We start from the raw sequence: 23,681 nt of genomic DNA, 5'->3' as shown, positions 1-23,681 counted from the left end.
GCCCCCGGCCCGTGCCGGGGTGCGGCGGTCCCCGCCCATCTCCTCGCGCGGCGCCCTCGGGTAGGTTCGGGCGCCATGGACCTGCTGACCGCGCTGCACGCCCCGGGACCCGACCGCCGCGACGCCGTGGTGGTGGACGGCCGGGCGTTCTCCTACGAGGAACTGCTGGGCGCCGCCGGTGCGGTGGCCGCCCGGGTGGCCGGTGCGCCGGCGGTCGCGGTGCACGCGACGCCCACCGCGCGGACCGTGGTCGCGGTGGTCGGCGCGCTGCTGGCCGGGGTGCCGGTGGTGCCGGTACCGCCGGACGCGGGGCCCGCCGAACGCGGCCACATCCTGCGCGACTCCGGCGCCGCGCTGCTGCTGACCGGGGCCGGGGCGGACCACCCGGCGGCCGGCGGGGAGCCGGAGCACCTGCCGGTCGACCCGGACGAGCGGGCCGGCTTCCGCGCCGTGGACGCCTCGCCCGACCACCCGGCGCTGATCCTGTACACCTCCGGCACCACCGGCGCCCCCAAGGGCGTGCTCATCCCCCGGCGGGCGGTGGCGGCCGGCCTCGACGCGCTGGCCGAGGCGTGGGCGTGGAACGCCGAGGACACCCTGGTGCACGGGCTGCCGCTGTTCCATGTGCACGGCCTGGTGCTCGGGGTGCTCGGCGCGCTGCGTACCGGCAGCCGCCTGGTGCACACCGGGCGCCCGACCCCCGAGCGGTACGCGCGGGCGGGCGGCACCGTGTACTTCGGGGTGCCCACCGTGTGGACCCGGGTGGTGCGGGACGCCGCCGCGGCACGGGAGTTGGGCGGCGCCCGGCTGCTGGTCTCCGGCAGCGCGCCGCTGCCCACCCCGGTCTTCCACGAGCTGGCCCGGCTGACCGGCAAGCCGCCGGTGGAGCGGTACGGCATGACCGAGACGCTGATCACGGTGAGCACCCGGGCGGACGGGGAGCGCCGGCCCGGTTCGGTGGGGCTGCCGGTGGCCGGGGTCGCCACCCGGCTGGTGGGCGAGGACGGCTCCCCGGTGCCCTACGACGGGGCGACCGTGGGCGAGTTGCAGGTGTCGGGGCCCACGCTCTTCTCCGGCTACCTGGGCCGCCCGGAGGCGACGGCCGCGGCCACCACCGCCGACGGCTGGTTCCGCACCGGCGACATGGCGGTGATCGGAGCCGACGGCATGCACCGCATCGTCGGACGGGCCTCCACCGACCTGATCAAGTCCGGCGGTTACCGCATCGGCGCCGGCGAGGTGGAGAACGCGCTGCTGGACCACCCGGCGGTGCGGGAGGCCGCGGTGGTCGGCGCCCCCCACCCGGACCTGGGCCAGCAGATCGTCGCCTACGTGGTGACCGAGGGCGAGGTCGGCGAGCGGGAGCTGATCGACTTCGTGGCGGGCCATCTGTCGGTGCACAAGCGCCCGCGGATCGTGGTCTTCCTGCCGTCGCTGCCGCGCAACGCGATGGGCAAGCCGCAGAAGAAGCTGCTGCCGCCGGTGTGACGGGGCGGCGCGGCGTCGCAGGTGAGGGCCCTGGCGGGGGCTTGGCGGGGGTGGCCGACCCAACTTGTCGGGCGGCAATTAAGCTTTCTACGATGCAACCGCCAAACCACCAGCCGGCCGGATAACGCCGGCCGGGTCGCCGATACCCGGGTTCCGCTCCGAAGGGTGGCGGTGATTGTCCTGCCATGGAGGCAGCACCGCATGTTCCACCGCATAGGACGCGCAGTCGTCCGCCATCCGATATGGACGATCGTGGCGTGGGTCATAGCCGCCGTCGCGATCGTCGCCACCGCGCCGAGCCTGCCGTCGAGCAGCGACGAGAGTAGCTTCCTCCCCAAGAGCTACGAGTCGATCCAGGCGTCGGACCTTCAGCAGAAGGCGTTCCCCAGCGCCTTCACCCCCTCCGCCTTCGTCCTCTACGAGCGCGCCGACGGAGGCCGGCTCACCCCCGCCGACCTCCAGGCCGCCCGGTCGGTCACCGCGAAACTCGCCGCCGGCCACATCTCCCAGGTGCAGAAGGTCGTCCCCGGACCGCCGTCGAAGGACGGCAGGTTCACCATGGCCCTGGTCCAGATGGACAAGGGCGGCGCCGGTCAGCCCAAGCAGGCCGACGCGGCCAAGAAGCTCCGCGCGGACGCCAAGTCGTTCGCCCAGGGCACCCATCTGAAGGCCCAGTTGGGCGGTTCGGCCGCCCAGGCGCTGGACCAGCAGGACTCCTCCCAGCGCGGTCAGCAGCTGATCGGCATCGGCACCTTCGTGATCATCCTGGTCACCCTGCTGATCATCTTCCGGGCGCCGATCCTGGCCGTGCTGCCACTGGTGCTGATCGGGGTGGTCGCCGGGGTGGCCAACGGGCTGATCGCCTACGCCACCAAGCTCTTCGGCCTCCAGGCCAACTCCTCGGTCTCCGCGATCCTGATCGTCGTCCTCTTCGGCGTCGGCACCGACTACTTCCTCTTCCTGATCTTCCGTTACCGGGAACGGCTGCGGGCCGGGGACGAACCCAAGGAGGCGATGATCAACGCGGTGGGCCGGGTCGGCGAGGCGATCGCCTCCGCGGCCGGCGCGGTCATCATCGCCTTCCTCGCGCTGCTGCTGTCCACCCTCGGCTTCCTCAAGCAGATGGGTCCGGCGCTCGCCATCGCGGTGGGCGCCACCCTGATCGCCGGGCTCACCCTGATCCCCGCGGTGGTCTCGCTGATCGGCCCCAAGGTCTTCTGGCCGTCGAAGGCGTGGCGCGAGGAGCCCGAGAACGCCCGGTTCGCCGCCCTCGGCCGCGGGGTGCGGCGCCGCCCCGCGCTGGTCGCCGCCGTCGCCGGGGTGATCATGGCGGTGCTGGCGCTGGGCACCCTGGGCTTCAAGGCCACCTTCGACATGGCCTCCGGCTCCATGCCGAAGACCAAGGAGTCGATGGTCGTCCAGAGCGAGATGCAGAGCGCCTACTCGGCCGGCGCCGCCGAACCCACCGGCGTCTACCTGACGAGCACCGACGGCAAGCCGCTCGCCAAGAGCGAACTGCCCGCGTTCGTCGCGAGGATTAAGGGCGTGGACGGGGTCGCCGACGCCCGGGTCGCCGCCCTCAGCAAGGACGGCCGCACCGCCGACGTCACCGCCACCTTCACCTCCGGCGCCGCCAGCGACCAGGCGCTCACCACCGTCGGCGAGGTGCGCACCGTCGCCCACGCCGCCGCGCCCCCGGGCACCAAGGCGCTGGTGGGCGGCATGTCCGCGGTCTACAAGGACATCGACGCGGCGGTCAACCACGACTACCGGACGGTCTTCCCAGTGGCCGCCGTGCTCATCATGGTGATCCTGGGGCTGCTGCTGCGCAGCGTCGTCGCCCCCTGGTACCTGATCGCCTCGGTGGGCCTGGGCTTCGGGGCCACCCTGGGCTCCACCGTGCTGCTGTTCCAGAAGGCGCAGGGGCACGACGGCCTGATGTTCATGCTGCCGGTGATCATGTACCTGTTCGTGGTCGCCATCGGCACCGACTACAACATCCTGATGGTGGCGCGGCTGCGCGAGGAGGCCCGCGAGGGGCGCTCGCCGCGCGACGCGGCCGGCATGGCGGTGCGCCACGCCGGTCCCACGGTGGCGGCGGCCGGCTTCATCCTGGCCGCCACCTTCGCCACGATGCTGCTGGCCGGCAACTCGCTGCTGAGCGAGATGGGCTTCGCGGTCTCCTTCGGCATCGTGGTCGCCGCGTTCGTCATGGCGATGTTCTTCACCCCCGCGCTGACCGCGCTGATCGGCCACGCCGCCTGGTGGCCGGGGCACGGCGACCGCGCGGAGCGGACCGGTGGCGCAGCGCCCGGTGAACCGACCGGACGGGTACGCGAGTTGGACCCCTCCGGCAGGCGGTGACCTGACGCCACGCCGGGTCGCGGGCCGGACGCGGTGGCAGCCGCGTCCGGCCCGTCACCGTTCCCGGTCCGGCTTACCAGGCGTCCTCGTCGTCGTCGAGGTCGAAGCCGGGACCGTGGTCGTGCCCGTGACCGTGGCCGTGCCCCGGCCCGTGGCCGTCGTGGTCACCACGGACGAAGAAGGCGCTGCCCCAGGCGGGACCGAAGTCCCCGTGACTGAAGACCCGCGAGACCGCACCGCGGCAGTCGGCGGAGGAGTACACGAGGACGTCCTCGTCGGTGTTGTTGACGACCCAGACGCCCGGGCCGCTGTGCGGGACGTGATGGCAACCGCTGTGCGGGTTCTCGTACTGCACCCCGTTGACGAAGAGCGAGCCGTGGGCCGCGTGCGCGGCGGCGGGCATGGTCACCACGAGTGTGGCGGCGGCGGCGAGGGTGCCGAGCGTGGAAAACGTACGGCGCATGGGATTCTCCTTCTCCGCGAGGAAACTGGCGCGGCGCGCCATTCAATTACTTACGGTAGAAGGCTCATAGCAAAGTGTAATCGGCGTGCGGAGGCTAAACCCGCGCGTTGACGTCCCGCCCCGGCTCCCCGCGGGCGCCGCGCGGCCCCGCCGGCTCCGCCCCGCTGCGCCCGGACGCCCTCCCCGCCCCGCAGACCACGTAGAGCGCCGCGGTGAGGACGAGCCCCACCAGCCACGAGACGTCCGCGCCGCCGAGCGGGGCGACCAGCGGGCCGGTGTAGAACGAGGAGCTGATGAAGGGCAGTTGGGCGGCGACCCCGACCACGTAGACGGCGATGGTGCGCCACCGCCAGGAACCGTAGCGGCCGGCCGGGTCGAAGAGCGCGCCGAGGTCGTAGCGCTCCTTGGAGACCCAGTAGAAATCGGCCAGGTTGATCGCCGACCACGGGGTGAAGAAGGCCAGCAGGAACAGCAGGAAGTCCTTGAAGGAGGAGAGGAAGGAGTCCTTGCCGAGCAGCGCCACCACCGTGCCCGCCACCATCACGCCCGCGATGTAGGCCACCCTCGTCCCGGCCGACAGCTCCCGGCGGCGGCGCAGCGCGCTCACCCCGGTGGCCAGCGACATGAAGCCGCCGTAGGTGTTGAGCACGTTGATGGTGAGCTTGCCGAGCGCGATCACCAGGTAGAGCACCCCGGTCATCAGCGCGCCGCCGCCGCCGAGCCCCACCACGTACGGCACCTCGTGGCCGGTGAAGGCCGGCCCCGCGGTGGCCGCGGCCAGCGCGCCGAACGTCATCGACCACTGCGAGCCCAGCGTGGTGCCGCCCAGCGTCCACCAGAAGACCGACCGCCCCGACGTGTCGCGCGGCAGATAGCGCGAGTAGTCGGCGACGTACGGGCCGAACGCCAGCTGCCAGGAGGCCGACAGCGAGACCGCGAGCAGGAAGAGCGGCAGCGAGAACGCGTGGTGGTGCCAGAGCGCGGACAGGTCGGCGCGCTCCAGCAGCCGGGCGCCGAGGAAGACGAAGGCCACCGCGCCGATCAGCCCGGCGATCCGGCCCAGCAGGTGCACCACCCGGTAGCCGGCCACCGCCGCGGCGGCCGTGACCAGCGCGAAGAGCACGATGCCCGGGGTGTCGCCGAGCCCGGTCAGATGGCCCACCGCCTGACCGGCGAGCACCGTCCCGGCGGCGAAGAAGCCCACGTACATCACGACCACCAGCAGCAGCGGCACGATCGCGCCACGCACCCCGAACTGGGCCCGGGAGGAGATCATCTGCGGCAGTCCGAGCCGGGGACCCTGGGCGGCGTGCAGCGCCATCACCGCGCCGCCGAGCAGGTTACCGATCAGCAGACCGGCCACCGCCCACGGCGCGGCGGCGCCGAAGACCACCGCCAGCGCGCCGGTCACCACGGCGGTGATCTGGAGGTTGGCGCTGAGCCACAGGGTGAACTGGCTGAACGGCCGGCCGTGCCGTTCACCGTCCGGGACCACCTCGATCGAGCGGCGTTCCATCGCTGCCGGACCCCTTTCGTTCCGTCGTCAGCCGGTGCGCGCCCCCCGGTGCCTTGCCCGGACTGCATATGGTCATGCAGAGTCAGGGGTGAGTGAATGGAAAGTCAATACTCCGGCGCGGATCGGCCGCGCACCGGTGACCTGGGCGAGGCGGGTAATCCGCTACCGCCCGGCCGCCCGGACCGTCGATCATGGGCTTTCCGCCGACGCGCCCCGCGGCCCGGGACGGACGGCGGGCCGGGCATGCTGGACGACGCGGGCACGCGGAAGAGGGAGACGCTGATGGGGAGCGAGGACGGGGGAGCCGCGCGGCTGATGCGGCTCTTCGACGGGCACCGGCTGACGCCCACGCAGCGGCGGATCGCCCACTGCCTGGTACGGCGGGCCGCCGACGCCCCCTTCCTGTCCAGCGTGGAGGTGGCCGAACTCGCCGGGGTCAGCCAGCCGTCGGTCACCCGGTTCGCGGTAGCCCTCGGCTTCGACGGCTACCCGGCGCTCCGCCGCCACCTGCGCGAGGTCGCCCCGGCGCCCGCCGCCGACCGCGAGGCCGACACCGGCAACGAGTACCAGCAGGCCGTGCACGCCGAGATCGAGAACCTCCGCCACCTCGCCGCGCTCCTCGCCGACCCCGAACCGGTGGCCCGGGCCGGTGAACTCCTCGCCGCCTCCCGCCCGTTGCCGGTGCTCGGGCTGCGCGCCGCCGCCGCCCAGGCCCGCGGCTTCGCCTACTTCGCCGCCAAGGTCCACCCCGACGTGCGCCCGCTGGACGAGAGCGGCACCATGCTCACCGACCGGATCGACGCCGCCGTCCACGCCGGCGCCACCGCGCTGCTCTGCTTCGCGCTGCCCCGCCACCCCCGCGAGGTCGTCGAGGCCCTGGAGTACGCCAAGGAGTGCGGGCTGACCACGGTCACCGTGGCCGACTCCTCCTTCGCCCCGGTGGCCAAACACTCCGACCTGCTGCTGCCCGCCGCCGTCGGCACCGCGCTGGTCTTCGACACCCCCTGCGCCCCTATGCTGCTGGGCCGGGTGCTGCTGGAGGCGATGTGCGACCACCTGCCCGGAGCGCAGGCCCGGCTGGAGGAGTTCGACGCCCGCGCGGCGGCCCGCGGCCTGTTCGCCGACTGAACGCCCCGGCACCCGCGACACGGCCCGTCCGGCTCAGGCAATTTTGAGAATTCCGCACTACCCTGCCCAGCCGTAGGACACACGTCGGGTTCCGCTGGAGCGAGGGAGGACGGTCGTGGGGCGCGGGGCATACGGGCTGGCCAGGGTGGCGGTGCTGGTGCGGACGGCGGCGAAGTGGTGCTGGTGGCCGGGGCTGGTCGCGGCGGCCGGGGGCGCCTTCGTCCCCGGGTACACCGGGGCGCGGATCGGACTCCTCGGCGGCGTCGCGCTCTTCGTGGCCGCCGCCCTCGTGACCTTCCTGGCCCGCGCCCGCCGCTACACCGCCCTGGCCGGCGACGCCGTCCGCGCCGACCGCGCCGTGGTGCTCCAGGACCGCCGGGTCACCGCCCGCGCCTGGCTGCGCCCGCGCCGCTGGTGGCTGCTGCTCGCCTTCGTCGCCGCGCTCGCCTCCTCGGCCGCCGCCCCCGGCGCCGGCGGCCTGCTGCTCGCCGGTGCCGGAGCCGGGCTGTGGGCCAAGGCGGTGCGCCTGGGCCGCTGGGAACACCGGCACGCCGTCCTGCTGTGGGTCCGCCCCGAGCAGGCGCTGCGCCACGGCCCGGCGGGCGGCGGCGTCACCGGGTACGAGACCACCGGCCCGGCCGCCGGGGACGCCCGCCCCGGCGGCGCCCGGCGGACGAAAACGGTCGTCCGGGCGGCCTGACCCTCACCCCAGCGCGGCCAGCGCCTCCGGGTCGCCACCCCCGGACTCGGCCACCACCCCGGCGAGCGTCTGCGGCGCGCGGACCGTGCCGAAACGCACGCCGGACGGCACGTCCGTGTCGCACACGTACCCGTGAACCCCCGGCCGCGGGATCGAGTTGTACTGGTACGGCGTGGAGAAGTAGTACGCCCCGGTGTCCGGCAGCGCCACCCAGTCGCCCTCGGCCAGCGGCGGCAGGGCGCGCCCCTCGGCCACCAGGTCACCGGCGAAGCAGCACGGTCCGGCCACGTCCTGCACCACCGGCTCCCCGTCCTTGGGGCGCCCCAGCGGATCCAGCGCGATCACCCGCAACGGCCACACCGCCGGGGTGAGCACGGTACGGGTGGCCACGTGCACCCCGGCGTGGGTCACCGCGATCGGCCGGCCGCCGGCCGACTTGGCGTACTCCACCCGGGCCAGCACCGTGCCGTGCTTGGCCAGCAGCGAGCGGCCGAACTCGGTGACGATGCCGTAGCGGCCGTCGAAGAGCCCGGGCACGGTGGCCCGCAGCAGGTCGGCGTAGCCCCGGAAGGTCGGGGTCACCTCGTCGGAGGCGAAGTTCACCGGCAGGCCGCCGCCGATGTCCACGGTGTCCACCTGCCGCCGGCCCGCCTCCGCGTTGATCCGCTCCGCCAGCTCGTACACCACCCGCACGCCCCGCGCCATCAGCTCGAGCGGGCACCCCTGGGAGCCGACGTGGGCGTGCAGCCGGGTCAGCCACGGGCGCGCCAGGAACGCCCGCACCAGCCGGTCGGCGGCGCCCTCGTCGCGCAGCGCCACGCCGAACTTGGAGGTGGCGGTGGCCGTGCTCAGCGCGCCGATGGTGCCCGCGCCGAGCTGCGGGTTGACCCGTACCCCGAGCCGCGAGGCGGGGAGGCCGCCGGGCGCGCCGGCCACCAGGGCGTCCAGCCGGGCGAGTTCGGCGAAGTTGTCGGCGTTGACCGCGACGCCCAGGCGCAGCGCCTCGCGCAGCTCGCCGTCGGTCTTGGCGGGGGAGTCCAGCACGGTCAGCTCCGCGGGCACCCCGGCCGCCCGGGCCAGCGCCAGCTCACCGGGGCCGGCCACCTCGCAGCCGATCCCCTCGGCGTGCAGCAGCCGCAGCACCGGCACCAGGGCGGCGGCCTTGACCGCGAAGGTGTGGGTGACCGCCACGCCCGGGGTGGCGAACGCGGCCCGCAGCTCGGCCGCCGAGGCGCGGACCCCGGCCACGTCGAGCAGCCCGGCCAGCGGCTGCTCCGGGGTGACCAGGCGCTGCTCGACGGCGGCCCGCAGCGCCAGGGCGCGTCGCCCGGCGGCGGCGGGGAAGGCGGAGACGGTGGACGCGGGGTGCGGGACGTCGGCCATGGCCCCACTCCATCACCGCGGGCCCGCGGCGGCCAGAGGACGCGGGCACCGGCAGCGCGTCGACCTGTTGACTACAACTATTCAGCCAGCAAATATGTGAATGGCCCGATCCAACCCGGTCGGGCGACGCTGTGCGAGGAGGCGACCCGCATGTCCGCATCGGCCGTGAACGACCCCGGTCCCCGTCCGGTCCGTGCCCCCCGGGGCAGCGCGCTGAGCACGCGCGGCTGGCAGCAGGAGGCCGCGCTGCGGATGCTCCACAACAACCTCGACCCGGAGGTCGCCGAGCACCCCGACAAGCTCGTCGTCTACGGCGGCACCGGCAAGGCGGCCCGCGACTGGCGCTCGTTCGACGCCATGGTGCGCACCCTGCGGACGCTCAAGGACGACGAGACGATGCTCGTCCAGTCCGGCCGCCCGGTCGGCGTGATGACCACCCACGAATGGGCCCCCCGGGTGCTCATCGCCAACTCCAACCTGGTCGGCGACTGGGCCACCTGGGAGGAGTTCCGCCGCCTGGAGGCCCTCGGCCTGACCATGTACGGCCAGATGACCGCGGGCTCCTGGATCTACATCGGCACCCAGGGCATCCTCCAGGGCACCTACGAGACCTTCGCCGCCGTCGCCGCCAAGAAGTTCGGCGGCACCCTCGCCGGAACGATCACCCTCACCGCCGGACTCGGCGGCATGGGCGGCGCCCAGCCGCTCGCGGTCACCATGAACGACGGCGTCGCCATCTGCGTCGACTGCGACCCGCGCGCCATCGAGCGCCGCATCGAACACCGCTACCTCGACGTGCGCGCCGACTCCCTCGACCACGCGCTCAAGCTCGCCGTCGACGCCCGCGACCAGCGCAAGCCGCTGTCCATCGGCGTCCTGGGCAACGCCGCCGAACTCGTCCCGCAACTGCTCGCCATGGGCGCCCCCATCGACATCGTCACCGACCAGACCTCCGCCCACGACCCGCTGTCCTACCTGCCGGTCGGCGTCGCCTTCGAGGACATGGCCGACGCCGCCGCCAAGGACCCGGCCGGCTTCACCACCCGGGCCCGCGAGTCGATGGCCCGGCACGTGGAGGCGATGGTCGGCTTCCTCGACGCCGGCGCCGAGGTCTTCGACTACGGCAACTCCATCCGCGGCGAGGCCCAACTCGCCGGATACACCCGCGCCTTCGACTTCCCCGGCTTCGTCCCCGCCTACATCCGGCCGCTGTTCTGCGAGGGCAAGGGCCCCTTCCGGTGGGCCGCGCTCTCCGGCGACCCCAAGGACATCGCCGCCACCGACCGCGCCATCCTGGACCTGTTCCCGCGGAACGAGTCGCTGGCCCGCTGGATCAAGATGGCCGGCGAACGCGTCCACTTCCAGGGGCTGCCCGCCCGCATCTGCTGGCTCGGCTACGGCGAACGCGACAAGGCCGGCGAGCGCTTCAACGACATGGTGGCCTCCGGCGAGCTGAGCGCCCCCGTCGTCATCGGCCGCGACCACCTCGACTGCGGCTCGGTGGCCTCCCCGTACCGGGAGACCGAGGCCATGCTCGACGGCTCCGACGCCATCGCCGACTGGCCGCTGCTCAACGCCATGGTCAACGTGGCCTCCGGCGCCTCCTGGGTCTCCATCCACCACGGCGGCGGCGTCGGCATGGGCCGCTCCCTCCACGCCGGCCAGGTCACCGTCGCCGACGGCACCCCGCTGGCCGGCGAGAAGATCCGCCGGGTGCTCACCAACGACCCCGGCATGGGCGTCATCCGCCACGTCGACGCCGGGTACGACATCGCCGACTCGGTCGCCGCCGAGCGCGGCGTCCGCGTCCCCATGCGGGAGGACGCGTGACCGCCGCCGGCCCGGCCGCCGGCACCACCGCCCCGCCCCCGCCCTCCGGCGACCCCTTCCTGCGCATGTGGCGCGAACTGCTGCCGATCGGCCGCCACGCCGGCTCCGGCGGCTACCGCCGCTACGCCTGGACCGGCGCCGACGCCGACTGCCGGGCCTGGTTCCGCGACCAGGCCACCGCCCGCGGCCTGGCCTACGAGACCGACCGCAACGGCAACCAGTGGGCCTGGCTGGGCGACCCCTCGGCCGGCGACGCCGTGGTGACCGGCTCCCACCTGGACTCGGTGCCGGACGGCGGCGCCTTCGACGGACCGCTCGGCGTGGTCGCCGCCTTCGCCGCCCTCGACGAACTGCGCTCCCGCGGACGCACCCCGATCCGCCCGCTGGCCGTCGTCAACTTCGGCGACGAGGAGGGCGCCCGCTTCGGCGTGGCCTGCGTCGGCTCCCGGCTCACCGCCGGCGTGCTCACCCCCGAGCAGGCCGCCGCGCTGCGCGACGCCGACGGGGTCACCCTGACCCGGGCCATGGCCGACGCCGGATGCGACCCGGAGGCGATCGGCGCCGACCCCGAACGCCTCGCCCGCGTCGGCGCGTTCGTCGAACTCCACGTCGAGCAGGGCCGGGCGCTCGACCTGGCCGGCGCGCCGGTGGGCGTCGCCTCCGCGATCTGGCCGCACGGCCGCTGGCGGTTCGACTTCCACGGCGAGGCCAACCACGCCGGCACCACCCGGCTCGACGACCGCCACGACCCGATGCTCACCTACGCCAACACCGTGCTCGCCGCCCGCAAGAAGGCCCGGCTGGCCGGCGCGCTGGCCACCTTCGGCAAGGTGGCCGTGGAACCCAACGGCGTCAACGCCATCCCCTCCCTGGTCCGCGGCTGGCTCGACTCCCGTGCCGCCGACGAGGAGACGCTGGCCGCCGTGGTCACCGAGATCGAACGCGCCGCGGCCGAACGCGGCACCCGCGACGGGGTCCGGGTGAGCGTCACCCGCGAATCGTTCACCCCCGTCGTCGAGTTCGACCACGCGCTGCGCGACCGGCTCGCCGCCCGCCTCGGCACCGATGGCCGCCCGGTGCCCGTGCTGCCCACCGGGGCCGGCCACGACGCCGGCATCCTCTCCGCCGCCGTCCCCACCGCCATGCTCTTCGTGCGCAACCCCACCGGCGTCTCCCACTCCCCGGCCGAGCACGCCGCCGAGGACGACTGCCGGGCCGGGGTCACCGCACTCGCCGACGTACTGGAGGGCCTCGCGTGCCAGTGACCACCTACTGGGCCGAGTACGCCTGGCTCGCCGGCACGGTGGAGGCCGGGGTCACCGTGGAGACCGCCGACGGGCGGATCACGGCCGTGCGCACCGGCACGCCCGCCCCGCCGCCCGGCGCCACCACGCTGCGCGGACTGACCATCCCCGGGCTGGCCAACGCCCACAGCCACGCCTTCCACCGCGCCCTGCGCGGCACCGTACAGGTGGGATCCGGGACCGGAACACCCCCGCTCGCGCGGGGACACGCCGCGGCGGAAGGCGTGCTGCGCGCGCCGGATACCTTCTGGACCTGGCGCGAGGTCATGTACTCCGTCGCCCGGAAACTCACCCCCGACAGCTACTTCGCCCTCGCCCGTGCCGTCTACGCCGAGATGGCGCTGGCCGGCATCTCCTGCGTCGGCGAGTTCCACTACCTGCACCACCAGCCCGACGGCACCCCCTACGCCGAGCCCAACGCCATGGGCGAGGCGCTGATCGCCGCCGCCGCCGAGGCCGGGATCCGCATCACGCTGCTGGACACCTGCTACCTGTCGGCCGGCTTCGGCACCCCGCCGCAGCCCGGACAGCTGCGGTTCAGCGACGGCGACGCCGAGGCGTGGGCGGTGCGCGCGGACGGGCTCAAGGGCGGCGGCCACGCCAAGGTCGGCGCCGCGATCCACTCGGTGCGGGCGGTCCCCGCCGACCAGTTGGCCACCGTGGCCCGCTGGGCCGGGGAACGCGCCGCGCCGCTCCACGTCCACCTGTCCGAGCAGACCGCCGAGAACGACGCCTGCCAGGCGGCGCACGGCCGCACCCCCACCCGGCTCCTCGCCGACCACGGGGTGCTCGGCCCGCGCACCACCGCCGTCCACGCCACCCATCTGACCGGCGAGGACATCACGCTGCTCGGCGGCGCCGGCACCACCGTGTGCATGTGCCCCACCACCGAACGCGACCTGGCCGACGGCATCGGCCCGGCCCCCGAACTGGCCGCCGCCGGCGCCCCGTTGAGCCTGGGCAGCGACAGCCACGCGGTGGTGGACCTGCTGGAGGAGGCCCGCGCCATGGAGCTGGACGAACGGCTGCGCAGCCGCACCCGCGGCCACTGGACCGCCGCCGCGCTGCTGCGCGCCGCCACCGAGGACGGCCACGCCTGCCTCGGCTGGACCGACGCCGGCCGCATCGAGGCCGGCGCCCTCGCCGACCTCACCACGATCGCCCTGGACTCGGTGCGCACCGCCGGACCCGCGCCCCGCTTCGCCGCCGAGACCGCGGTATTCGCCGCCACCGCGGCCGACGTGCGCCACACCGTGGTGGCCGGCCGCCACATCGTGCGCGACGGCCACCACCAGCTCGTCCCGGACGTGCCCGCGGCGCTCGCCGGGGCGATCGGCGCCCTGCACGAGCGCACCTGACCCCCGGCGGGCCGCCCCCGAAGGAGAGCACCACCACGATGACCACCCTCATCAGCAACATCGCCACCCTGGTCACCAACGACCCCTCCCTCGGCCGGGGCCCGCTCGGGCTCGTCGAGGACGCGGCCGTCGTCATCGACGGCGATCGCGTCGTCTGGATCGGTACGACCAGTCAAGCACCCGCCACCGACAGTCACCTCGACGCCGAGGGGCGGGCGGTGCTTCCCGGGTTCGTCGACTCCCACTCCCACCTGGTCTTCGCCGGCGACCGCACCGCCGAGTTCAACGCCCGCATGGAGGGCCGCGCCTACTCCGCGGGCGGCATCCGCACCACCGTCGCCGCCACCCGGGCCGCCACCGACGCCGAACTCGACGCCGCCGTGGCCCGCTACACCGCCGAGGCGCTGCGCCAGGGCACCACCACCATCGAGACCAAGTCCGGCTACGGGCTCACCGTGGCCGACGAGGCCCGCGCGCTGCGCGTCGCCGCCCGCCACACCGACGAGGTCACCTTCCTCGGCGCCCACATCGTCCCGGACGAGTACGCCGACGACCCGGCCGGATACGTGGCGCTGGTCACCGGCGCCATGCTGGACGCCTGCGCCCCGCACGCCCGCTGGGTGGACGTCTTCTGCGAGCGCGGCGCCTTCGACGGCGACCAGGCCCGGGCCATCCTCACCGCCGGCCGCGACCGCGGACTGGTGCCCCGGGTCCACGCCAACCAGCTCGGCCCCGGCCCCGGCGTCCAGCTCGCCGTGGAGCTCGACGCGGCCTCCGCCGACCACTGCACCCACCTGACCGACGCCGACGTCGACGCGCTGGCCGGCGGCCGTACCGTGGCCACCCTGCTGCCCGGCGCCGAGTTCTCCACCCGCTCCCGCTACCCCGACGCGCGCCGACTGCTGGACGCCGGGGTCACCGTCGCCCTGTCCACCGACTGCAACCCCGGGTCGTCGTTCACCAGCTCCATGCCGTTCTGCGTGGCGCTGGCGGTACGGGAGATGGGCATGACACCCGACGAGGCGGTCCACGCGGCCACCGCGGGCGGCGCCGCCGCGCTGCGCCGCACCGACATCGGCCGGCTCCGGCCCGGCGCCCGCGCCGACCTCGTCCTGCTGGACGCCCCCTCCCACGTGCACCTGGCCTACCGGCCCGGGGTGCCGCTGGTGCGCGCCGTCTGGCGGGCCGGGGCGCGCGTGGTGTGACCCGCTCGGTGCCATGACGAGGAGGGCCGGACCCGCCGGGTCCGGCCCTCCTCGTCAACGGCTCGCGCTCACTCCTCGGTGAGCAGGCCGCGGCGCAGCTTGGTCAGCGTCCGCGACAGCAGCCGGGAGACGTGCATCTGCGAGATGCCCAGCTCCTCACCGATCTCGGACTGGGTGAGGTTTCCCACGAAGCGCAGCGAGAGGATCTTGCGGTCGCGCGGCGGGAGTTCGGCGATCAGCGGCTTGAGCGACTCCACGTACTCGATGCCTTCCAGACCGTGGTCCTCGTACCCGATCCGGTCGGCCAGCGCGCCCTCGGAGTCGTCCTCCTCCGGCTGGGCGTCCAGCGAGCTGGCGGTGTAGGCGTTGCTGGCCGCCATGCCCTCGATGACCTCTTCGCAGCTGAGCCCGAGCCGGTCGGCCAGCTCCGCCACGGTGGGCGCCCGGTCCAGCTTCTGGGCCAGCTCGTCACCGGCCTTGGCCAGGTCGAGCCGGAGCTCCTGCAGGCGCCGCGGCACCCGTACCGACCAGCTGGTGTCGCGGAAGAACCGCTTGATCTCGCCGATGATCGTCGGCATCGCGAAAGTGGGGAACTCCACACCGCGGCTCAGTTCGAACCGGTCGATCGCCTTGATGAGACCGATGGTGCCCACCTGGACGATGTCCTCCATCGGCTCGCTGCGCGACCGGAAGCGGGAGGCGGCGAACTTGACCAGGGCCAGGTTCAGCTCCACCAGCGTGTTCCGGACGTACGCGTGTTCGTGGGTGCCCTCCTCCAGGGTCTCCAGACGCCGGAAGAGCGTCTTGGACAGGGCCCGCGCGTCCAGCGGTCCCACCTCGTCGAACGGCGGGATCTCCGGAAGTTCCGGGATCCGCGCCGACCCGTCGGCGGGCGGGTTCGTCGACGCCTCGTACACCTCCTCGGAGCCCGCGTCTCCGCTCTGCTCCCGAAGCGTTTCTGCGTCGAGCTGGGGTGCCATGATCTCCTCCCTCAGGCCGGTATCACTGGCTGCCGTCACCGGCAGCGTGCTCCCTGCGGCGCCTCCCAACCGGCCGTGTACGGACATCTCCCCTCCAGCCCTACCCCTTCACAGTGCGCCGGTGCAAGTTCGGTGTGAAGAGGTCGCAAGGGCTCGCGGGGGTTCCGAGGGGGTCCGACACGCCGCGCGCTCACCCGGTCCGGCTACCGTGAGCACCACGAACGGCGTAAGGTTTCAAGGCGCAGTCACCAGGCCAACCAGGAGGAACCGCATGGACCGCGGGGTGGTCGGCACGACCGGCCGGGACCGTCTCAGTGTCGCCGTGCAGCAGCAGGGGCATTGTGCGATCTTCACGCCCGCCGGTGAGCTCGACCATCACACGGCCGAGCTCCTCCGGGAGCCGATGGAACGCAGCGTGGACGAGGGGTGCACCAAGCTCGTGGTGGACTGCTCCAAGCTGGAGTTCTGCGACTCCACCGGCCTGAACGTGCTGTTGGGCGCCCGGCTGAAGGCCGAGGCCGCCGGCGGCGGAGTCCACCTCGCCGGACTGCGGCCGGTGGTCGCCCGGGTCTTCGAGATCACCGGGGCGGAAGCCGTCTTCACCGTGCACGACACTCTGGCCGAGGCGCTGGCCGGATGACGCCCTGCCGTCGTACCGGCCGGTGAACCGCCGGCCGGCCCCGAGGACGCCCCGCCACCCAGGGGAACCCATGGGTGTTTGCCCGGGCGTCGTCGGGCAGAAGACTCCTCGAACTGTCGGACATCGGTGAGGTGAAGCGCTGATGAGCACCACCCGGCCCTTCGCGCCGGACGACCGTGGGCGGGACCACGGCGGCCCGGACGACTCGGGCGTCGTCGCGCCGTCCGGGTACCAGGTGCGTACGCTCACCCTCGCCGATGCCAGCGGGGTGGTACCGCTGGCCCGCGACTTCACGCGGCAGGCGCTGCACGACTGGGGGTGGCTTCCCGCCACCAGCGCCGACCGCCGGGCCAGCGCGGAGGACATCCTGCTGGTCGTCTCCGAGCTGGTCACCAACGCCTGCCTGCACGGCGGCGGCCCCCAGGAGCTGCGGCTGCACGGCGCCCCGAAGCTGCTGCGGCTGGAGGTCACCGACGGCGGCACCGGCGATCCGGCGCCGCGCACCCCGCACCGCGCCGGGCGCCCCGGCGGCCACGGGATGTTCATCGTGCAGCGGCTCTGCCTCGACTGGGGCGTGCGGCGGGCCGAGCGGATGCCGGGCAAGACCGTCTGGGCGGAGCTGGCCTGGCCGGGCTGACCCGGCCCCGGCCGGTTCCCCGGCCGGGGCGGCGCGTCATCCGGGGGTACGCAGCGTGAGCCCGTCGGCGCTGATGGCGTCCGAGGTCACCAGCGCCTGCTCGGCGCAGACCCGGGTCAGGTAGACGAACGGCGGCACCAGCGGCGGCACCGGCAGCCGCTCCGGGGTGAACGTCAGACAGACCACGCCCTCCAGACAACCGCTGAACCGGGTCAGGTAGAGCGTCACCGCCCCGGTCAGCCGCAACGACCGCGCGCCGAGCGCCAGTCGGGGACCGGGGTCGCGGGTGGTGAGGCGGTAGTCGGTCAGCGACGCGGCCCGCATCCGCAGCACCATCACCTTGCGCGGCCCGGCCGCCGTGACCACCTCGGTGATCCCGGCGACGGTGAAGCCGTCCGGCGCGAACCGGGTCGTGGTCACCACCGGCGCGGTGACCGGCGCCGGCACCGGGGCGTACCGGGCGGGCGACGCCGCGGCTTTCGGGCCCCGCGCCGGCACCGCCACCGCGAGCAGCAGCAACGGCACCGCGACCGCGAGGGTACGGCCCCGCCGCCGCGCCGTACGCGATGGTCCGCGCGGCCCGGGCGTCCAGGCGAACCCCATCGCGCCGCCCGCCACACCCAGCGCCATCCCGGCCCCGAAGCCGCCCAGGTTGGTGGCGGCGAACGAGACCACCGACAGGATCAGCGCGTTGACCGCCACGTAGTGCCGGGCGTGCGGGGCGAACCACAGGAAGAGCCCGGCCACCACCAGCGCCGCCCCGATGCCGAGCGCGGCCAGCCCGCCCACCCCCAGGCTCACCAGCACCGGCAACGGGGCGAGCGGGGCCAGCGGCAGCTCCGCCCCGGCCAGCACCAGCAGCAGCCCGGCCCAGAACGGGCGGGTACGGCGCCAGGCGCGCAGCCGGGCCCGCGCCGCACCGGCACCGGGTCGGGCCCCGGCGGTCAGAAGCACCGCCGGCCGTCCAGCGAGACGTCGAGCCTGAGCCCCTTGAGCCGGAAGTCGCCGCCGGTGGCCGACCACGCGTGCGACCGCACCCCGGCCACGCTGATCCGCCCCGCCTGAAGGCCGAAGTCGCCGGCCTTGCCGTGCACCCCGGGCACCTGGTCGAGGGCGGAGGCGTCCCGCCCGATCTGCGCGGTGCCGAAGTAGGCGTCGCCCACCAGGTCGGAGCCGTCGATGACGAGCCGGTCGGCGGTGACCTGGCCGGCCCGGCCGCCCGCGGTGAGCTTGAAGACGACATCGCCGACCGGGGTTTTGACCGTCACCGCCTGGCAGATGTCGCTGAGGACGGCCCGGCCGAGGCCGAGCAGGGCCACCGGGTGGCCGGAGCCGTCGGTGGCGTGGTCGGTGGCGACGTAGGAGGCCAGCCCGGCGCTGGTCAGCCGGCCGGAGGAGACCTGGAAGCTGGTGCCGGAGACGGCGAAGGAGGCGGCCAGCGCGCCGTGTGCCATCGCGATCGCCATGGCGCCGACCGCGGTGACGGCGGCCATGGCCGGCGGCGCGGCCCGGCGCCACGCGGTGCGGCCCTCGCCGGGCGGCGCCGGAGGGGGGCCTGAGGGGGCGGGACGAGAGGGGGGCGCGGTGCTCACGGAAGGTACCTCCCTGGGGCAGACGGACGCGCAGGGGGTGGTCCATACTGCGGGCCTGTGACCCGCGACACTTGGAGAGTGGCGCCGTTTTGAACATTAGTCAACGGGCCGGTGGGCGCCCGGACTCCGCGCGGTACCGCGCCCGCCGCGCCGAACTGATCGCCATCGGGCGGAAGTTGTTCGCCGACACGTCCTACGACGCGCTGTCCATGGACGACATCGCCCGCCACGCGGACGTCGCCAAGGGGCTGATCTACTACTACTTCGCCAGCAAACGCGGCTACTACCTGGCGATCATCGAGGACTCGGTGGCCGACCTCGTCGCCCGCGCCGAGGAGACCGGCGGCCTTACCCCGGCCGACCGGCTGCGCCGCACCATCGACGGCTACCTGCGCTACGCCGAGCACCACCAGGCCGCCTACCGCGCCATCGTCACCGGCGGCGTCGGCTCCGACGCCGAGGTGCACGCCATCCGGGACCGGGTACGGGACCGGATCCTGGCCGCCATCGCCGAGGGCGCCTGGGGGCGCGCCGAGGTGCCGCCGCTGGCCCGGCTGGCGCTGATCGGCTGGATGTCGTGCGTGGAGGGGCTCACCCTGGACTGGCTGCGCGACCGGGAGCCGGACCGTGGCACGGTCGGGGCGCTGCTGGCCCGGCTGCTGGCCGACACGTTGCGGGCGGTCGCCGACTTCGAGCCCTCCTGCCCGCGGCCCGAGGCGCTCACCTGAGGTCCCGGGCGGCCGTCGCTCTTCCCTCGGCACGGTCCCCGGCGTACTGTCGGGCGCCAAATCTGATGTGCCGTCAGTAATGGGCGGATGGCACGAAGGGAGGCAGCCGTGTCCTACTCCACGCGCGGGACGACGGCCCGGGTCGCGGCGCTCACCACCGCGACCGTACTGGTGGCCGGGGCGGCGCTGGCCGTGGCGCCGGGGGCGTACGCCGCCACGGTCGACGTCGACTACCGGTGCCAGACCCCGATCGGCCCCAAGAGCGGTGTGTCGCCCATCGGCATCAAGGCCGCGCCGGACGGCTCCGGTTACCGGCTCACCATGTCCTTCGAGAAGGGCGTCTCCTCCAGTCCGATCGAACTGGGCAAGGGCGCGATGAACCCCAGCGCGGTCGTCAAGGTCGGCGGCGCCGACTCCGGCACCGTGAACGTCTCCGGACCCCCCAACGACCAGCCGGTCCCCGCCAACACCCCGATCAAGATCAGCGACTTGAGCGGCACCTACACCCCCAAGGCCACCGGCAAGGTCACCTTCACCGCGGGCGTGCTCACCATCAAGGCGCTCGGCACCACCACCACCTGCACCCCCGGCAACGACCCCGGCCCCTCGCTCACCCTCGACGTCACCGCCGCCGGCGGCTCCACGGGTTCCACGGGCTCCACCACCGGCGGCGGCGCCGAACTGCCCCGGACCGGCCCGGCCGACGACGCGGTGGCGCTCGGCACCCTCGGCGGCACCGTCCTGCTGCTCGGCGCCGGCGGCGTCCTCTGGCTGGGCCGGCGCACCCGGACCCGGTAGCCACCACGCACCGGCGACCAGCGGGAGGAGCGCTCATGGCGTCGCCCACGTCCCCGCGACCGGCCCGGCCGGCGCGACGGTGGCGCGCGGCCGGACTCCTCGTCCTCGCCTGCGCCGCCACCGGCGGCTGGACCGCCCGCCCGGCCGGCGACCGCCCCTACGTCTACCTGGAGGGTCCGCCCGGTGCCGTGCTCCACGACGCCGTCTCGGTGACCGAGACCGGCCGCACGGCGGAGCGGTTCACGGTGCGCGGGGCGGACGCGGTGGCCGGTCCGGGCGGTGGGGTGACCGCGGGTGATCCGGCCACCGCGGCCGACGCGGGGGGCTGGCTGCGGTTCGCCGACGCGGCCCCGCGGATACCGGCGCGTACCCGGGCCGACGTGCCGTTCACCGTCACCGTCCCCGCCGACGCCCGCCCCGGCGGCCATCCGGCCGCCGTGGTCGTCACCTCCGAAAGCGGGCGGCGTGCCGTGGTCCCCGTCCATCTGCGCGTCACCGGACGGGAGTTGACCGCGCTGTCGGTCACCGGGGTCGGGGTCGGCCCGGCGCCCGGCGGCGGCGCGCGGATCCACGGCACCCTGGTCAACCGCGGCAACACCGAGGTGTCGGCGCCGTCGCTGGACGTGCGCGCGGACGGGCTGCTGGGCACGAGCTGGCGGCCGGCCGCGTACCGGCCGGCGGTCACCGTGGCACCGGGCCGCTCGGCGGCGTTCAGCCTGGTGTGGCCGCACCCGCCCGCCGCCGACCGGGTACGGATCCGGGTGACCGCCACCGTCCCCGGCGCCCCGCCCGCCACCGCCACGGCCGGCTGGACCGCCGTGTCCACCGGCGCGCTCGCGGTGGCGCTCCCGGTGGCCGGCGCCGGACTCGGCGCGGCCGGGCTGTGGAGCCGACGGCGGCGCGGGGGCCGGCCGCCCCGCCGGGAGACGGGAGCCCGACCGTGAGCGCGACGGCCAGGACGTGGGCCGCGGCCCTGCTGACCGTACTCGCCGCGCTGGCCCTGCCGTTCCCGGCCGCCGCCGCGGACGGCCCCGCGGTACGCCTGGGCGCCCAGCAGGGCGGGGCCGGCGGCACCGTCACGGTCACCGGCACCGGCTGGCGCCCGCACACCCTGCTGACCCTGCTCATCTGCGGCCAGGACGCCATCGGCGGCACCGACGCCTGCGCCAACGCGGCCGGCCGCACCGCCACCACCGACACCACGGGCGCCTTCCGGCAGTCGCTGCCGGTGGCCGAACCGCCCAAGCCGTGCCCGTGCGTGGTGCACGTGGCCACCGTGCTGGGCCAACCGGCCGCCGTGGACGCCCCGTTCACCGTGGCCGGCCACCCGGTCGCCCCGCTGCCGCCGAACGACGGCGGCGGCCGGCTCACCGCGCTGGCCGTCCGGCTCGACGGCGACGGCTCCCTGCTGACCTGGTTCGGCGCCCCCGCCCAGCGGCAACTGGTGCTCACCGTCGGCAACACCGCCGCCGACCCGGCCCGCGACCCGGTCTTCCGGATCGGCGTCGCCCACGGCGTCTACTCCCCGCAGTGGCAGGACCAGCGGTGGCACGGCACGGTCGCCCCCGGCGCCAAGGCCCTGGTACGGCTCCCGGTGGAGCTGGCGGCCGGCGCCCACGGCGACTACCGGATCAGCGTGGCGTACGCGGGCCGGGTGCTCGCCGTCCAGCCCTGGTCCGTCGCCCGCCCCTGGGGCGTGACGCTTTTCTGGGTGCTGCTGTGCGTGGTGGTCCCGGCCGCCGTCTTCCGGATCGGCATGGCGGTGGTCGACCGGATACGGCCACGCCGCCCCCGAGGCCCCCGGCGCCCGCCGTCCGGTCCGCCGCCCGGTCCGCGGGCCGCCACGCTGCCGTGGTTCGCCCCGCACTCCATGCCCGGCGCGCGCCCCGCACCGGCCACGCCCTCCGCACCGTCCACCGATGACCGTCCCAGCGCGAAGGGAACCCCGTGACCACGTTACGTACCCGACCATCCGCGACCCGGGCCGCCGGTGCGGCCGGTCTCGCGCTCGCCCTCGGCGGGGCCGCCCTGATGCTCTCCTCCGGGGCCGCCCGTGCCGCCGAGTCCGACTTCGCCACCCAGTGCGTCCCGCCGCCCATCTCCGGGCTGCCCCCGGTGAACGGCACCACCAAGGCCGACATCACCGCCCCCGCCACGGCCAAGGTCGGCGACACGGTCACGGTGGTGTGGAAAACCCTCCAGGCCGCCTCGAACAACCCGGGCATCATCGACCTGGGCAAGGACACCGTGCAGCCCAGCGGCCACCTGACCATCGGCGGCGCGGCCACCGGCTCCCTCGCCGTCTCCGGCCCCCGCAGCAACCCGCCGATCCCCAAGAACAGCCCCATGGTCCTCTCCGACATGACCGGCACGCTCAAGCTCACCCAGGCCGGCGACGTCACCCTCACCCCCGCCGACTACGACATCAACGTCAGCAAACCCCTCTCCACGGACACCAAGTGCAAGGCCACGGCGACCGTGCCGCCCGCGGTCACCATCAAGGTGACGTCCGACGGCGGCAGTTCGGGCGGTACGACGACGGGCGGGACGTCCACGGGCGGGACGTCCTCGTCGGGTGGGACGACATCGGGCGGTACGACGACGTCCGGCGGTACGACGACGTCCGGCGGTACGACGACATCGGGCGGCACGACGTCATCGGGCGGCACCACGACGTCCGGCGGCACCTCGACGTCCGGCACCAGCGGCGGCCAGAGCACCGGCGGATCCGGCGGGCCCACCTCGTTCAAGGGCACCCCGGTCGACGTGGACTACAAGTGCCGGACGCCGATCGGCGCCAAGGAGGCCGTCTCGCCGGTGGAGATCGACGCGGCCAAGGCGGGCGGGGACTTCGCGCTCACCGTGCACTTCGCCAAGAGCGTGATGAACAGCCCGGCCGACATCCCGGCGGGCGCGGTCAAGCCCTCGATGCGGGTCGCCGTGGGCGGCGCCGACTCCGGCTCGGTGGCGACCACCGGACCGGTCAACGCCCAGCCCATCAAGGCCGGCGCCCCCATCGTCATCCCCGACCTGACGGGCACCTACAAGCCGGGCGTCACCGGAAAGGCCACGCTGACCCCGGGCGTCCTCACCGTCGAGGCGCTGGGCACCACGACCACCTGCACCCCGGCCAAGGACCCGGGCGCCTCGCTCACTCTGGACACCTCCGCCCAGCCGGGCGGCACCGGCGGCGGCTCGGCCGGCACCACCGGGACCACCGGCGCCACCACCTCCGGCACCGGCGGCTCCACCGGCACCGGATCGGCCGGCGGACTCGCCCAGACCGGCGCGAGCGACACCGGCGCCCTGCACGCCCTCGGCCTCGTCGCCGGCACCCTGGTGCTGCTCGGCGCGGCCGTCTTCACCTTCCTGCCCAGGCGCCGCGCCCGGCGCTGACGCCCGGGTACGCCGGGGCCCCGCGGCTGTAGTGCCGCGTCAGCCAGGGTTTGCCCGGTAAGGAGCGGCGTCCGGTGCGGTGCGTCGCAAGGCGCCGGATCGGCCTCGTAGTGGGTCTACTCGGCTGATCCGGCAACGCCGCGAGGCGCCGTGCCGGACGCCGCGACGGGG

The 23,681-nt window shown here is 74.7% G+C and carries 21 protein-coding genes; 15 read left to right on the top strand and 6 right to left on the bottom strand.

What is annotated here, in order from left to right; all coding sequences use genetic code 11:
- The first annotated feature begins 75 nt into the window (after positions 1–75).
- Positions 76–1,488, top strand: a complete 1,413-nt coding sequence (locus SCATT_RS09765; RefSeq protein ID WP_014142842.1) for an acyl-CoA synthetase — start codon at positions 76–78, stop codon at positions 1,486–1,488.
- A 201-nt stretch (positions 1,489–1,689) separates the two neighbouring features.
- Positions 1,690–3,852: an MMPL family transporter gene (locus tag SCATT_RS09760; protein ID WP_014142841.1), complete on the top strand. Its 2,163-nt coding sequence runs from the start codon at positions 1,690–1,692 to the stop codon at positions 3,850–3,852.
- Positions 3,853–3,925: 73 nt separating this feature from the next.
- On the opposite strand, the gene SCATT_RS09755 is transcribed toward SCATT_RS09760, so the two are convergent.
- Complete coding sequence (locus tag SCATT_RS09755; protein WP_014142840.1) at positions 3,926–4,315, bottom strand: hypothetical protein; 390 nt, start codon at positions 4,313–4,315, stop codon at positions 3,926–3,928.
- A 94-nt stretch (positions 4,316–4,409) separates the two neighbouring features.
- Positions 4,410–5,831, bottom strand: a complete 1,422-nt coding sequence (locus SCATT_RS09750) for a purine-cytosine permease family protein (RefSeq protein WP_014142839.1) — start codon at positions 5,829–5,831, stop codon at positions 4,410–4,412.
- A gap of 282 nt (positions 5,832–6,113) precedes the next feature.
- Here SCATT_RS09750 and SCATT_RS09745 point away from each other — a divergent pair, with 282 nt between their 5' ends.
- Both SCATT_RS09745 and SCATT_RS09740 read left to right on the top strand, forming a co-directional pair.
- Positions 6,114–6,959, top strand: a complete 846-nt coding sequence (locus SCATT_RS09745) for a MurR/RpiR family transcriptional regulator (protein WP_041825054.1) — start codon at positions 6,114–6,116, stop codon at positions 6,957–6,959.
- Between the two features lie 115 nt (positions 6,960–7,074).
- Positions 7,075–7,659 (top strand): hypothetical protein, encoded by a 585-nt coding sequence (locus tag SCATT_RS09740; RefSeq protein WP_014142837.1) that lies wholly within the window; start codon positions 7,075–7,077, stop codon positions 7,657–7,659.
- 3 nt (positions 7,660–7,662) lie between these two features.
- On the opposite strand, the gene SCATT_RS09735 is transcribed toward SCATT_RS09740, so the two are convergent.
- The gene (locus tag SCATT_RS09735; protein ID WP_014142836.1) at positions 7,663–9,042 is read right to left on the bottom strand and encodes a type III PLP-dependent enzyme domain-containing protein; all 1,380 of its coding nucleotides are present in this window, start codon (positions 9,040–9,042) and stop codon (positions 7,663–7,665) included.
- 150 nt (positions 9,043–9,192) lie between these two features.
- Between SCATT_RS09735 and hutU the strand changes: the two genes are divergently transcribed.
- The 4 genes from hutU to hutI are packed head-to-tail and all read left to right on the top strand — an operon-like array spanning position 9,193 to position 14,739.
- Positions 9,193–10,872, top strand: coding sequence for a urocanate hydratase (gene hutU / locus SCATT_RS09730; RefSeq protein WP_014142835.1), 1,680 nt, complete (start codon positions 9,193–9,195; stop codon positions 10,870–10,872).
- The gene (locus tag SCATT_RS09725; protein WP_014142834.1) at positions 10,869–12,137 is read left to right on the top strand and encodes an allantoate amidohydrolase; all 1,269 of its coding nucleotides are present in this window, start codon (positions 10,869–10,871) and stop codon (positions 12,135–12,137) included. The genes hutU and SCATT_RS09725 overlap by 4 nt, the downstream gene beginning before the upstream one ends.
- Complete coding sequence (locus SCATT_RS09720; protein WP_014142833.1) at positions 12,128–13,534, top strand: formimidoylglutamate deiminase; 1,407 nt, start codon at positions 12,128–12,130, stop codon at positions 13,532–13,534. The genes SCATT_RS09725 and SCATT_RS09720 overlap by 10 nt, the downstream gene beginning before the upstream one ends.
- 38 nt (positions 13,535–13,572) lie before the next feature.
- Positions 13,573–14,739, top strand: coding sequence for an imidazolonepropionase (hutI, locus tag SCATT_RS09715; protein WP_014142832.1), 1,167 nt, complete (start codon positions 13,573–13,575; stop codon positions 14,737–14,739).
- 68 nt (positions 14,740–14,807) lie between these two features.
- On the opposite strand, the gene SCATT_RS09710 is transcribed toward hutI, so the two are convergent.
- On the bottom strand, positions 14,808–15,719 hold the full coding sequence (locus SCATT_RS09710) for an RNA polymerase sigma factor SigF (protein WP_014142831.1): 912 nt from the start codon (positions 15,717–15,719) through the stop codon (positions 14,808–14,810).
- A 271-nt stretch (positions 15,720–15,990) separates the two neighbouring features.
- Here SCATT_RS09710 and SCATT_RS09705 point away from each other — a divergent pair, with 271 nt between their 5' ends.
- Both SCATT_RS09705 and SCATT_RS09700 read left to right on the top strand, forming a co-directional pair.
- Positions 15,991–16,359 carry an STAS domain-containing protein gene (locus SCATT_RS09705; RefSeq protein ID WP_014142830.1) on the top strand — a complete coding sequence of 123 codons (369 nt, stop codon included), beginning with the start codon at positions 15,991–15,993 and terminating at the stop codon, positions 16,357–16,359.
- Between the two features lie 142 nt (positions 16,360–16,501).
- Positions 16,502–16,996 (top strand): ATP-binding protein, encoded by a 495-nt coding sequence (locus SCATT_RS09700; protein ID WP_014142829.1) that lies wholly within the window; start codon positions 16,502–16,504, stop codon positions 16,994–16,996.
- 36 nt (positions 16,997–17,032) lie between these two features.
- On the opposite strand, the gene SCATT_RS09695 is transcribed toward SCATT_RS09700, so the two are convergent.
- Positions 17,033–17,950 carry a DUF6114 domain-containing protein gene (locus SCATT_RS09695; protein WP_014142828.1) on the bottom strand — a complete coding sequence of 306 codons (918 nt, stop codon included), beginning with the start codon at positions 17,948–17,950 and terminating at the stop codon, positions 17,033–17,035.
- Positions 17,941–18,489 (bottom strand): DUF6230 family protein, encoded by a 549-nt coding sequence (locus SCATT_RS09690; RefSeq protein WP_014142827.1) that lies wholly within the window; start codon positions 18,487–18,489, stop codon positions 17,941–17,943. The genes SCATT_RS09695 and SCATT_RS09690 overlap by 10 nt, the downstream gene beginning before the upstream one ends.
- A 188-nt stretch (positions 18,490–18,677) precedes the next feature.
- On the opposite strand from SCATT_RS09690, the gene SCATT_RS09685 reads away from it, so the two are divergent.
- From SCATT_RS09685 to SCATT_RS09665, 5 genes are all read left to right on the top strand, one after another.
- Positions 18,678–19,316, top strand: a complete 639-nt coding sequence (locus SCATT_RS09685) for a TetR/AcrR family transcriptional regulator (RefSeq protein WP_014142826.1) — start codon at positions 18,678–18,680, stop codon at positions 19,314–19,316.
- 108 nt (positions 19,317–19,424) lie between these two features.
- Positions 19,425–20,114 (top strand): LPXTG cell wall anchor domain-containing protein, encoded by a 690-nt coding sequence (locus SCATT_RS09680; RefSeq protein ID WP_014142825.1) that lies wholly within the window; start codon positions 19,425–19,427, stop codon positions 20,112–20,114.
- 35 nt (positions 20,115–20,149) lie between these two features.
- On the top strand, positions 20,150–21,058 hold the full coding sequence (locus tag SCATT_RS09675; protein ID WP_014142824.1) for a hypothetical protein: 909 nt from the start codon (positions 20,150–20,152) through the stop codon (positions 21,056–21,058).
- Positions 21,055–22,065, top strand: a complete 1,011-nt coding sequence (locus SCATT_RS09670; protein ID WP_014142823.1) for a neocarzinostatin apoprotein domain-containing protein — start codon at positions 21,055–21,057, stop codon at positions 22,063–22,065. Before SCATT_RS09675 ends, SCATT_RS09670 begins: the two co-directional genes overlap by 4 nt.
- A complete protein-coding gene (locus SCATT_RS09665; protein ID WP_014142822.1) occupies positions 22,062–23,510 on the top strand; it encodes a hypothetical protein in 1,449 nt (482 codons plus the stop codon). Before SCATT_RS09670 ends, SCATT_RS09665 begins: the two co-directional genes overlap by 4 nt.
- Positions 23,511–23,681: the final 171 nt, after the last annotated feature.

Origin of the sequence: Streptantibioticus cattleyicolor NRRL 8057 = DSM 46488 (assembly GCF_000240165.1) — a bacterium.
In the GTDB taxonomy this organism is placed as follows: Bacteria; Actinomycetota; Actinomycetes; order Streptomycetales; family Streptomycetaceae; genus Streptantibioticus; species Streptantibioticus cattleyicolor.
The sequence above is the reverse complement of the archived record's forward strand: the minus strand, read 5'-3'. Positions and strand labels throughout refer to the sequence as shown.